General features: G+C 70.6%; 9 protein-coding genes. 3 read left to right on the top strand and 6 right to left on the bottom strand.

Going from position 1 to position 12,072, the window contains the following annotated elements; genetic code table 11:
* Window positions 1-115 precede the first annotated feature (115 nt).
* Window positions 116-1,177 (top strand): hypothetical protein, encoded by a 1,062-nt coding sequence (locus ACFYO2_RS24840; protein ID WP_388352959.1) that lies wholly within the window; start codon window positions 116-118, stop codon window positions 1,175-1,177.
* Window positions 1,178-1,229: 52 nt separating this feature from the next.
* Window positions 1,230-2,339, top strand: a complete 1,110-nt coding sequence (locus ACFYO2_RS24845; RefSeq protein WP_388352961.1) for a CapA family protein — start codon at window positions 1,230-1,232, stop codon at window positions 2,337-2,339.
* A 39-nt stretch (window positions 2,340-2,378) separates the two neighbouring features.
* On the opposite strand, the gene polX is transcribed toward ACFYO2_RS24845, so the two are convergent.
* From polX to ACFYO2_RS24875, 6 genes are all read right to left on the bottom strand, one after another.
* Window positions 2,379-4,118, bottom strand: coding sequence for a DNA polymerase/3'-5' exonuclease PolX (gene polX / locus ACFYO2_RS24850; protein WP_388352964.1), 1,740 nt, complete (start codon window positions 4,116-4,118; stop codon window positions 2,379-2,381).
* A 150-nt stretch (window positions 4,119-4,268) separates the two neighbouring features.
* A complete protein-coding gene (locus ACFYO2_RS24855) occupies window positions 4,269-4,538 on the bottom strand; it encodes a hypothetical protein (RefSeq protein WP_388352966.1) in 270 nt (89 codons plus the stop codon).
* A 134-nt stretch (window positions 4,539-4,672) separates the two neighbouring features.
* Entirely contained in the window at window positions 4,673-5,143 is a 471-nt protein-coding gene (locus ACFYO2_RS24860) for an SPW repeat protein (RefSeq protein ID WP_388352970.1), read from the bottom strand.
* Window positions 5,144-5,345: 202 nt separating this feature from the next.
* The gene (locus tag ACFYO2_RS24865; protein WP_388352973.1) at window positions 5,346-6,224 is read right to left on the bottom strand and encodes a 3-hydroxybutyryl-CoA dehydrogenase; all 879 of its coding nucleotides are present in this window, start codon (window positions 6,222-6,224) and stop codon (window positions 5,346-5,348) included.
* A 62-nt stretch (window positions 6,225-6,286) separates the two neighbouring features.
* On the bottom strand, window positions 6,287-9,529 hold the full coding sequence (gene icmF / locus ACFYO2_RS24870; RefSeq protein ID WP_388352976.1) for a fused isobutyryl-CoA mutase/GTPase IcmF: 3,243 nt from the start codon (window positions 9,527-9,529) through the stop codon (window positions 6,287-6,289).
* A gap of 158 nt (window positions 9,530-9,687) precedes the next feature.
* Window positions 9,688-10,953: an acyl-CoA dehydrogenase family protein gene (locus tag ACFYO2_RS24875; RefSeq protein WP_388352979.1), complete on the bottom strand. Its 1,266-nt coding sequence runs from the start codon at window positions 10,951-10,953 to the stop codon at window positions 9,688-9,690.
* A 172-nt stretch (window positions 10,954-11,125) separates the two neighbouring features.
* Between ACFYO2_RS24875 and ACFYO2_RS24880 the strand changes: the two genes are divergently transcribed.
* The gene (locus ACFYO2_RS24880) at window positions 11,126-11,950 is read left to right on the top strand and encodes an enoyl-CoA hydratase/isomerase family protein (RefSeq protein WP_388352981.1); all 825 of its coding nucleotides are present in this window, start codon (window positions 11,126-11,128) and stop codon (window positions 11,948-11,950) included.
* The last annotated feature ends 122 nt before the right edge of the window (window positions 11,951-12,072 follow it).

A 12,072-nucleotide genomic window follows, 5' to 3' on the forward strand; every position in this document is an offset into this window, starting at 1 on the left:
ATCTTGGCGTACGTCCTGCAGGATGGTCCCGGTTGCCCGGCCACGGAGGCTTGTGAGGCAGCCCCCTTCCCCTGCGCGGCGGAGTGCCGCCCCATCGTTCACTCAGGGAGCCCGTATGGCAGTGATGGCGGAGGAACTCGTACCGGTGCTGGAGGACGCACGCCAGGCTCATACGGCGGTCCTCGACCGGTTCCGGGCGGATGCGGCGGTCACCCCGCCGGGTGCGTACCGGCAGATGCTCGAACGCCAGGCGACGGAGGTGCAGGTCAGCCTCCAGCGCATCCAGCACCGGGTACGCGATCTGCGGCCCCGGGGGATTCTCGACACCGCAGCCGGTGTCACGCGGTTCGTCTCGCACGGCGCGGTCCGCACGGTCATGCTGCCGCTGACGATCACCACGGGGATCGTGCGGGACATGCTGCCCGGCGGCGGCCCGGCCGATGCACGGCAGCTGCTGAGGAACGCGGAGGACGAGTACGCGGCTGCGGCGCGGGCACTTGCCGCGTGCCGGGCCGGGGAGGTGCTCGCCGAACAGGTGGACGACGAGGACACCGCCGAGCTGCTCGGCGCGCTGCGCCGCCAGGACGAGGAACTCCTGCAGGCGCTGGAGGACAGCCTGGCCGAGCAGGCGCGCGCCGTCGTGGCATCCACCAACGGCTCCGGCCCACGCGGGAATCACCACGGCGGTGTGGCCGACACGGCAGGCCGGACCATGCGGACCGTTGTCGACCGGGCACGTCATGTCGCTCGGAGCGGTGTCCGACGTGCCAGTGGTGCCGACACCACGAGGACGGTGCGGGGTGTGCCCGAGCCCGGCCCCATGGCCGAGGAGGTCCTGGGGGCGGTCAGGCGGGAGGAGGACCTGCCGATCCCCGGGTTCAGCCAGCTCAGCACGGAGCAGATCCAGCGCCGGCTGCCCTCGCTGTCCCAGTTGGATCTCACGGTGATCGAGGGCTACGAGCACGCACATGCGCGCCGCAAGAGAGTCCTGGACGCCATCGAAAAGCTGCGCGGAGCCGAGCCGTGGACCGGCTACGACGCCATGCACGCGGACGACGTCGTCGCGAGCCTGCAGGACGCTCCCTCCGACCAGGCCCGTCAGGCACTGGAGTACGAACAGCGCCACCGCCGACGCCAGAAGGTCATCTCCGCCGCGCAAACACGCGTCTCCGGCTGACGAAGAGCCGTGGGCCTGATCCGATGCGACAGGCGCCGCCTAGGGTGGAGGTATGGGCGACGGCGTGGTGACGCTGTTCCTGTGCGGGGACGTGATGCTCGGGCGCGGCGTCGATCAGATCCTCCCGAACCCCGGTGATCCGGTGTTGCGGGAGGGCTATGTCGTGGACGCCCGGTCCTACGTCCGGATGGCGGAGGCGGTGGGTGGCCCGATTCCGGCTCCCGTCGATCCGTCCTGGCCGTGGGGTGAGGCACTGCGGCTGCTGGAGGAGGCCGGCCCGGACGTCCGGATCGTGAATCTGGAGACCGCCGTGACGCGCAGTAAGGCGTTCGCGCCGGGCAAGGCGGTCCACTACCGCATGCACCCCGACAACCTGCCCGCCCTCACGGTGGCCCGGCCGGACGTCTGCGTCCTGGCCAACAATCACGTGCTGGACTTCGGCCGCGCGGGCCTGGACGAAACCCTCGGCTCGCTGGCCCGTGCGGGTCTGCGGACGGCGGGCGCGGGGCAGAACGCGGACGAGGCGTACGCGCCCGCGGCGGTCCCGGTCTCTCCAGGTGGCCGCGTCCTTGTCTTCGCCCTCGGGGCACGCTCCAGCGGCATCCCGTCCGACTGGGCGGCGACCGCGGACCGCTCGGGCGTCGCTCACGTCCCCGAACTGTCGGCCTCAGCGGCCGACGCGGTGGTCCGCAACGTGGAGGAGACAAGGCGTGCGGGCGACATCGTGGTGGTGTCCGTGCACTGGGGTACCAACTGGGGTTATCTCGTCCCCCGCGACCAGGTCCGTTTCGCGCACGCCCTGGTGGACGCCGGAGTCGACCTCGTCCACGGACACTCCTCGCACCACCCCCGCCCGCTCGAGGTGTACCGGGAGCGGCTGGTCCTGCACGGCTGCGGCGACTTCATCGACGACTACGAGGGCATCCCCGGCTACGAGGAGTACCGCGACGACCTCCGGATCGCCTACGTCGTCACGGTGGCGGCGGACACGGGACGGCTGACCGGCCTGCGCATGGTCCCCCTGCGCGCCCGCCGCATGCGGCTGGAGCCCGCGCCGACCGGGGACCGCACCTGGCTCCGCACCACCCTCGACCGCATCAGCCGCGGCGTGCGCATCATCCTGGAGTCGGACGGCACCCTCACGGCGGCGACCGGGCCATGACCCCATGGCTGCGGCTGATCCTGCCGTCCTGCCTGCCGCTTACGTCGGTCGGCCGCCCTTCTCCAGGAAGCGTCGCAGCCGGGTGCGCGGCCAGGTGTTGATCACGTCCTCCTTGGTGAGCCAGCCGCGCTGTGCCGTGCCCACGCCGTACCGCATGTGGGCCAGGTGGAGGGCGGAGTGGGCGTCGCTGTCGATCGCGAACTTCACGCCGTGCCGCCGGGCCCGCAGGATGTCCTCGTCCCGCAGGTCGAGCCGGTCCGGATGGGCGTTGACCTCCAGGGCCGTGCCGGTGCGGGCGCAGGCGGCGAAGATCTGGTCGAGGTCGGCGTCGATGCCCGGCCGCTTGCCGAGGATGCGGGTGGTGGGGTGGCCGATGATGTTGACGTACGGGTTCTCGCAGGCCCGCACGATCCGCCGGGTCAGCGCTGCGCGGTCCTGGTTGAAGTGCGAGTGCACCGAGGCCACGCACAGGTCGAAGCCCGCCAGGAAGCCGGCCGGCCAGTCCACGCCGCCGTCCGGAGCGATGTTCAGCTCCACACCGTGCAGCAGCCGCATGCCGTGCTCCTTGCCGTACGCGCGGTCGAGCTGCCTTACCTGATCGCGCTGGGCGAGCATCCGCTCGTCGGTCATGCGCTGCATGTACAGGTCCGGTCCGTGATCGGTGATCGCGTAGTAGGCGTAGCCGCGCTCCGCCGCTGACCGGACCATCTCCTCCAGCGGGGCGAGGCCGTCGGTGAGGTCGGTGTGGGTGTGCAGGTCGCCCCGGATGTCGGACTCCGTGACCAGGTCGGGCAGTTCACCGCGCTGCCCGGCCTCGATCTCGCCGCGGTCCTCGCGCAGCGTGGGCTCGATCCACGGCAGGCCGAGTCGGGCGTACACGTCCTCCTCCGTCGCGGAGACGATCTTCTCGCCGCTCTCGGCGTCGAACAGCCCGTACTCGGAGAGCTTCAGCCCCTGGTGCACGGCGATCTCACGGATGCGGATGTTGTGCGCCTTGGAGCCGGTGAAGTACAGCAGAGCGGCGCCCCAGGAGTCGGGCGGCACGACCCGCAGGTCGATGGCCAGCCCCTTGCCGGTGCGGACCGACGTCTTCTTCTCGCCGTGGGCGATGACCTCCGTGACGTACGGCAGCTCGGTGAAGGCCCGCATGACGGGCACCGGCTTCGTCGCCGCGGCGAGGACGTCGATGTCACCGATCGTCTCCCGGAAGCGGCGCAGTGACCCGGCGTACGCGCACAGCCGGCAACCGGTCACCCGGGACAGCTCGGCGACGGTCTCCTCGGCGAGGTCGAGGGCCACGTCGAGCAGGACTCGCTCCCCGGAGGACTGCAGGAGCTCGATGCCGTGGAGGATGTTCTCCTCGGTCCTGGGGCCGAAGCCCTTCAGGTCGCGCAGCCGCTCCGCGTGGATCGCGTCGGCCAGTTCCTCGACGGAGGAGATCCCCAGCTCCTCGTGGAGCACCAGGGCTTTCTTCGGGCCGAGCGTGGGGATGGCCGTCAGCTGCCGGACCCCGGCGGGGATCTTCGCCCGCAGTTCCTCCACGGCGGACACACTGCCGTCGCGGAAGTACTCGACGACCTTCTCGGCGATCGACTTGCCGACACCGGGGATCTGCTGCAGGCCCTTCACGTCGAGCGTGCCGACATCGGCGTGGTGACCGCCGATCGCGCGGGCGGCCTTCTCGTAGACACGCGCCTTGAACGCGTCCCCGCCGGTGATCGAGATCAGGTCCGCATACTCGTGGAACAGAGCGGCGACCTCGTCGTTGGACCGAGCCACAACTCCTGGGTAGGCACGGAGCCGTGGGTCAAACCCCGCCGACCAGGTTCGCCCTGCCTCAACCGGGCGAACCGCACAGCCGGGGCGTGGGTGCCGCACCACGAGCCTGTCGTGGCCGCCGGGCACCAGCCACGGGGCCTGTCTGCGGGATCAGCTGTCCTTGCCGCCCATCGCCTTGCGCACGGCGTCGCGGGTACGGTCGACCACAGCCGCCACGGGCCCGACGGCGAGGTTCTGGGCCACGGACTCCACGCCCGGATGCGGGCGGGTGGGCGCCATGGCCTCGGCGGCCCGGACAGCCGTGGCCATCAGGGAGAGCTGCTGCGCACCGGTGTTCTCACGCAGCCGGGGAAACTCGTACTGCTCCTCCGAGGCCGCGTGCTGCAGCACGTCCGCGCGCAGATCCCGGAACCCACCCATGAATTTGGGGTCGTCAGTGCCGACCGCCCCGGCCCAGGCCGGGGCGGCGGGATGCGGTCCGATGATGCGCCGTGACGGTGACCGCGTGCCCCCGCGGTCACCGTCACTTGGCAGGCCGGCGCGCAGCACCCCGGTCAGGGGGTCATCCGGGCGGAGCGGCCACGACCGCCCCGGTCGGTGCCGCCCGCCGCCGAGCTTGCCGCGAGCGCGAGCAGCAGGGCGACGGCGCCGACGATGATGTTGTTGACCACGGTGCGTGTCGTGTCCACGTTTCCGGACACCACCCACGGCGCGACGATGGTCCAGACACCGATCATGGCGGCGGCCCACGCGCGGGCATGCGTGCGCTCGTAGGCTTGGCCGAAGCCGCCGAGGAGCAGTGCGTAGGCGATGCCGGTGATCAGGTTGTTCACGGCCAGGGTGGTGAAGCCGTTGAAGCCCGCGATCCAGGGGGATGCGGCCAGATAGACGCCGGTGGCGAGCGCCAGCGCTTCGACGGCCTGCCCCCGCTGGGTCGTCACGGCCCGCTCTGCCCGGGTGTGGCGTTCCCGCATATCCAGGATGTCCGGGTGCGACTCCATGGTCGTATGGGTCCGCTCTGTCATGATCGCCTCCAGATCGAGGGGTCACGTTCGATGTGGCCCGGCACCTGCCCGTGTACCCACCGGACGGCCGCAATCCCGCATTGACACCGATCCGATCAGAGGCGGCCCGAGCCCTGTGCGTGGCTGAACATGACCGCCTCGAGTTCGAGCCGGCAACGGGTGACCAGCCGCCAGGTCGCCCCGAGCCGTGCCGTCCGCGTTCTCACTTTCGCGTGGCGGTGTGGTCGTAGAACCCGTGGCCGCTCTTGCGGCCCAGCCGGCCGGCCGCGACCATGCGGCGCAGCAGCGCGGGGGGCGCGTACAGCGGCTCCTTGAACTCCTCGTACATCGACTCCGCGACCGCCTGCGCGGTGTCCAGGCCGATGAGGTCGAGCAGGCGCAGCGGGCCCATGGGGTGGGCGCAGCCCAGTTCCATGCCGCGGTCGATGTCCTCGGGGGTCGCGGATCCGGACTCCACCATGCGGACCGCGGCGAGCAGGTAGGGCACGAGGAGTGCGTTGACCACGAAGCCGGAGCGGTCGGTCGCCTCGACGACCTCCTTGCCCAGGGCTTCGGAGGCGAAGGCTCTGGCCCGTACAAGGGTCTCGGGACTTGTGGTGAGGGCCGGGATGATCTCGACGAGGGTTTGTACGGGCACGGGGTTGAAGAAGTGGATGCCCAGGACCTGGCTGGGCCGCTCGGTGGCCACCGCGAGGTCGACGATGGGGATCGACGAGGTGTTGGTGGCCAGAACGGCTTCGGGATCGGTGACGACCTGGTCGAGGGTTTTCAGGACGCCGGTCTTCAGGTCGCGGTTCTCGGCGACGGCCTCGATGACGAACTGGCGGTCGGCCATGGCCTTGAGGTCGTCGGTGAAGGTCAGCCGGGAGCGCGCGCCGTCCCGCGCCTCCTCGCTGATCTTGCCGCGGCGCAGAGCGCGGTCGAGGGATGCCTCGACGCGTCGGCGGCCGGCCGCGGCGGCGTCGGCGGACGACTCGGCGACCAGTACGTCGATGCCGCTGCCGCTGAGGGCGGCGACTTCGGCGATGCCGGAGCCCATGAGACCGCAGCCGACGACACCGAGACGCGAGACAGTTTCCATGCGGGTGGCCTTTGCTTGGGGCGAAGAGACGAAGAGGCGAGGAGGCGAGGAGACGGGCGTGTTCAGACGTTGCGGCGGTACTCTCCGCCGACTTCGAAGAACGCCTCGGTGATCTGCTGGAGCGAACACACCCGGGCGGCGTCCATCAGCACGGCGAAGGCGTTCTCGCCGCTGGTGGCGGCGCGCTTGAGTTCAGTGAGGGCGGCTTCCGCCTCGGTGCGGTGACGTCCGCGGAAGTCCTCGACGCGGGCGAGCTGTGACTGCTTCTCCCCCTCGGTGGCGCGGGCCAGTTCCACCGCACCGTGTTCGCTGTCACCGCCGGGCTTGCGGAAGGTGTTGACGCCGATGATCGGCAGCGTGCCGTCGTGCTTGCGCTGCTCGTAGAGCATCGACTCGTCCTGGATGCGGCCGCGCTGGTAGCCGGTCTCCATGGCGCCGAGGACTCCGCCGCGCTCACTGATGCGCTCGAACTCGGTGAGTACCGCCTCTTCTACGAGGTCGGTGAGTTCGTCGATGATGTACGAGCCCTGGAGCGGGTTCTCGTTCATCGCCAGGCCCCACTCGCGGTTGATGATGAGCTGGATGGCGAGGGCCCGGCGGACGGAGTCCTCGGTGGGGGTGGTGACGGCCTCGTCGTAGGCGTTGGTGTGCAGGCTGTTGCAGTTGTCATAGATGGCGATGAGGGCCTGCAGGGTGGTGCGGATGTCGTTGAAGTCCATCTCCTGGGCATGCAGGGAGCGACCCGAGGTCTGGACGTGGTACTTGAGTTTCTGACTGCGCTCCCCCGCCCCGTACTTCTCGCGCATGGCGACCGCCCAGATGCGGCGGGCGACCCGGCCGAGGACGGTGTACTCGGGGTCCATGCCGTTGGAGAAGAAGAAGGACAGGTTGGGCGCGAAGTCGTCGACGGACATGCCGCGGGCGAGGTACGCCTCGACGTAGGTGAAGCCGTTGGTGAGGGTGAAGGCGAGCTGGCTGATGGGGTTCGCGCCGGCCTCGGCGATGTGGTAGCCGGAGATGGACACCGAGTAGAAGTTGCGTACGCCCTGCTCGATGAACCACTCCTGGATGTCGGCCATCATCCGCAGGCTGAACTCGGTGGAGAACAGGCAGGTGTTCTGGCCCTGGTCCTCCTTGAGGATGTCGGCCTGGACCGTGCCCCGCGTGTTCTGCAGGACGTAGGCCCGGATCTCGGCCGTCTCCTCGGCGGTCGGTTCGCGGCCCTGTTCGGCGGTGAAGGCGTCGAGTCGCTGGTCGATGGCGGTGTTGAGGAAGAAGGCCAGGACGGTGGGCGCGGGGCCGTTGATGGTCATGGAGACCGAGGTGGTGGGGGAGGTGAGGTCGAAGCCCGCGTAGAGCGCCTTCATGTCGTCGAGGGTGGCCACGGAGACGCCCGAGGTGCCGACCTTGCCATAGATGTCGGGACGCAGGGCCGGGTCATGGCCGTAGAGGGTGACGGAGTCGAAGGCGGTGGACAGCCGGGTGGCCTCGCTGTCCTTGGACAGATAGCGGAAGCGGCGGTTGGTGCGCTGCGGGTCTCCCTCGCCGGCGAACATCCGTGCCGGGTCCTCGCCCTCGCGCTTGAACGGGAACACCCCGGCGGTGAAGGGGAAGCGGCCGGGCAGGTTCTCCGCTCGCAGGAAGCGCAGTAGTTCGCCGTGGTCCACATAGCGGGGCAGGGCGACCCGGGGGACGAGGTTGCCGGACAGGGACTCGCGGACCAGGGCGGTGCGCTGCTCGCGACCGCGGGTGACGGTGACCAGTTCCTCGCCCGAGTACGCCTGTACGGTCTCCGGCCAGTCCTCCAGCAGGTGGCGCGCGGACGCGTCGAGGCCGTCCTCGGCGTCGGCGAGCAGTTTCTCGACGTCGGCGGTGGATGCTTCGACCGCGGTCAGTTCGTCGCGTACGGCGGTCAGACGCTGGACGCGCCGGGCGGCGTCGGCCTGCGTGGCGGTGTCGGCGTGGTAGCCGCGTACGGTCTCGGCGATCTCGGCGAGGTAGCGCACCCGGGTGGTGGGCACGATCTGCGCCGCGCCGCTGGAGTGGCGTACGTCTGTCACCGGGAGGGTGCCGGCGCCGGCCGGGAGGCCGTGTTCGGTGAGCAGGCCGAGCAAGTGCTGGTAGAGGGCGGTGACGCCGTCGTCGTTGAAGGTGGCGGCGCTGGTCCCGTAGACCGGCATGTCCTCGGGGCGGGAGCCGAACGCCTCGCGGTTGCGGACCAGTTGGCGGCCGACGTCGCGCATCGCGTCCGCCGCGCCGCGCCGTTCGAACTTGTTGATGGCGACGACGTCGGCGAAGTCCAGCATGTCGATCTTCTCGAGCTGGGAGGCGGCGCCGAACTCGGGCGTCATGACGTACAGCGAGACGTCGGAGTACGGGGCGATGGCGGCGTCGCCCTGCCCGATGCCGGGGGTCTCCACGATCACCAGGTCGTATCCGGCGGCCTTGCAGGCGGCGATGGAGTCGGTGAGGCCTTCGGGGAGTTCGTGATGGCCGCGGGTGGCCAGGGACCGGAAGAAGACCCGGTCGCCGTCGAGGCTGTTCATCCTGATCCGGTCGCCGAGCAGGGCTCCGCCGCCGCGCCGCCGGGTCGGGTCGACGGCCAGCACGGCCACGCGCAACTTGTCCTGCTGGTCGACGCGCAGCCGCCGTACGAGTTCGTCGGTGAGGGAGGACTTGCCCGCGCCACCGGTGCCGGTGATGCCGAGGACGGGTACCGAGCGGGCGGCCGCGGCGCGGCGGAGCGCGTCAAGGTCCTGGTCCGGGACGGTGGCCGTCTGCAGGGCGCTCAGCAGCCGGGCGAGGGCAGGGCGTTCGCCCGCGAGTACGGCGGCGAGCTGGGCGGGGGTGTCCTCCCAGGGTGCCGAGTCGCAGTCCCGGATGATCGTGTTGATCATGCCGGTGAGGCCGAGGCGCTGCCCGTCCTCCGGAGAGAAGATCCGTACTCCGGCGTCGGCGAGCCGCTGGATCTCCTCGGGGACGATCACCCCTCCCCCGCCGCCGAAGACCTTCACATGGCTGGCGCCGCGTTCGCGGAGGAGTTCGGCGAGGTATTCGAAGTACTCGACATGGCCGCCCTGGTAGGAGCTGACGGCCACGCCCTGGACGTCCTCCTCCAGGGCGGCGTCGACGACCTCGCCCACCGAGCGGTTGTGACCGAGGTGGATGACCTCGGCCCCCTGCGCCTGGAGGATGCGCCGCATGATGTTGATCGAGGCGTCGTGGCCGTCGAAGAGGCTGGACGCGGTGACGAGGCGCACCGGGTGCTGCGCTTGGTGAAGCTGCGGTGTGGTGCCATCGCTCACGGTGTACTCCGGACGGCCTGCCCGTGGGGACGGGCGACGGGTGGGGGGCCAGGTTACTAGGACGTCCTAGTAAATTACTAGGACGTCCTAGTAAACCCTCATCAACTGGCTGTAGTCAATGACAAGAAACTAGGGTCTGGCAGGTGACCGACGCTCCGTCAGGAGTCGGCGGCTCCGGCCGGACGCGGCCGCCGGTACGGCTTCACCGCGCGGCGCGCGATGGCGAAGCGATGAGTCTCGGACGGGCCGTCATAGATCCGGAACGGACGCACCTCCCTGATCAGTCGCGCCAGCGGGGCGTCCTCGGCCGAGATGCCCAGCGCGCCACAGATCTGCACCGCCCGGTCGACGATGCGGCCCACCGCCTCCGCCACGAAGACCTTGGACACCGAGGAGAACTGCGCAGCACCGGCCGAGCCGTTGTCCAGCTCCCAGGCGGTACGCCAGATCAGCGCGCGGCTCGCCTCGATGTCGATCTCCGAGTCGGCCAGCATCTGCTGCACCATGCCGAGATCGCCCAGCAGCGAGCCGAAGGCCTCGCGGGTCCCCGCGCGCTCCAGGGCGACGTCCCGGGCACGCGTCGCGGCGCCGAGCCAGCGCATGCAGTGCGTGAGCCGGGCGGGACCGAGGCGGACCTGGGCGTTCTCGAAGCCCCGGTGCACCTGGCCGAGCACCTGGTCTTCGCCCACCACGCATTCCTCGAACACGACCTCGCTGTGTCCGGCGAAGAGGCTCTCGTCCAGCGTGTGAATGTTCCGGACGATGCGCATGCCCGGGTTGCCGGCGTCGACGAGGAACATGGTGGCGCCGCCCGAGCCGCCGGGGCTGCCGTCGGTGCGGGCCATCACGATGGCGAAGTCGGCGCCACTGGCCCCGGTGATGAACCACTTGCGCCCGTCGATGCGCCAGCCGCCGGGGACGCGAACCGCCGTGGTCCGCAGCGCGCGGGGGTCGCTGCCGGCGCCCGGCGCCGGTTCGGTCATCGCGAAGCAGGAGCGGTACTCGCCGGCGGCCAGCGGGCGCAGATAGCGCGCCTGCTGCTCCTCGGTGGCGACCTTCTCGAGCAGGTGCATGTTGCCCTCGTCCGGGGACGCGCAGTTCAGCGCCAGCGGGCCGAGCACGGAGTACCCGGCGGCCTCGAACACCACCGCCTGCCCGCGCAGGTCGAGCCCCTGTCCGCCCCATCGCTTCGGGACGTGCGGCGCGAACACACCCGCCTCACGGGCGGCTTTCTGCAAGGTCTCCCGTAGGGCCTGTGGTGCGTCATGGACGGACCCGCCGCACTCGCGCTCGGCCGGGATCACCACCTCGCGGACGAACTCGGCCGTGGCCTCGGCAAGCCGGGCGACTGACGGATCGACATCGAACTGGATCGGCACGGTTCCTCCCGCCGACAGGCGTACGGGCGCCGGTGCCCGTCGCATCGCCGAAACTGTACAACGGGTCAAGTATCTCGCCTACCAGGTCAGCGAAGAATGCTGTGCGGCGTGGCTCACTCGGGGAGAGCAGAGGGCGGCCCATTGCCGAAACTGTAGAGCGGGCCCAGTATGTGAGCGCCATTCTCAAGCAGTTCCCGATGACGGGAGAACTCCGCCGATGAGCACCCAGCCGGTCCGGATCGTCCGCCACTCCGACTCAGTCGTCGAGCTGTTGCTGGACGACCCCGGACGTGGAAACGCCCTGGATCTACCGACCGCCGAGGCCCTGCGCGACGCGGCCGCAGAAGTCACCGCGGATCCGGGCGGCGCCGTCCTGCTGCGGGCGGCGGGCGGCAACTTCTGCGTGGGCGGTGACCTGCGCGCCTTCGCCGGTCGGGGCGCGGACACCGCCTCCTATGTGCACGCGGTCGCCTCCGCCGCGCACGAGGCCGTGCAGGCGCTGCACGAGCTGCCCGTGCCCGTGGTGAGCGCCGTGCGCGGGGCGGCGGCGGGCGGCGGAATCGGGCTGGCCCTGGCGGGCGACCTCGTGGTGGCGGCCCGGTCGGCGCGCTTCCGGCTGGCGTACACAGCGATCGGGCTCACCCCGGACTGCGGGGCCTCATGGATCCTGCAGCGCCTGCTGGGCCCTCGGCGAGCGGCGGACCTGATCCTCACCAACCGGGTCCTGACCGGCGAGGACGCCGAGCGGTGGGGACTGGTGTCCCGGGTCGTGGAGGACGACGAACTGGACGACACCGCCTACCGGACCGCCGCCGAGCTGGCCGCCGGCTCCGGTACCGCGCTGCGGGCCGCGAAGGAGCTGCTGCGGGCGGGCGCCGAGGCGCCGCTGGAGAAACACCTCGCCGCGGAGGCGCGCTCGATCGCCGCCCTGGCGGGCGGCGCGGAGGCCCAGGCCGCGATGGAGTCCTTCCTCGCCGCACGGTCTCGCGGCAGGGCGCCTTCCGCCCGGTCGGCACAGGAAGAGCCGCAAAGTGTTTCTTGAGTACCTCTTCACTAACAGGGTCGCTCGGGCGTAACCTCCGGGCAACACAGATCGCAGTCCCTGCGACCCACCACCCGTCGCAGTTCCTGCGACCCGGCAACCGTCGCCGCGCGGCCTGAGCC

The sequence above is a fragment of the Streptomyces sp. NPDC006602 genome (genome assembly GCF_042870385.1).
Lineage (GTDB): Bacteria > Actinomycetota > Actinomycetes > Streptomycetales > Streptomycetaceae > Streptomyces.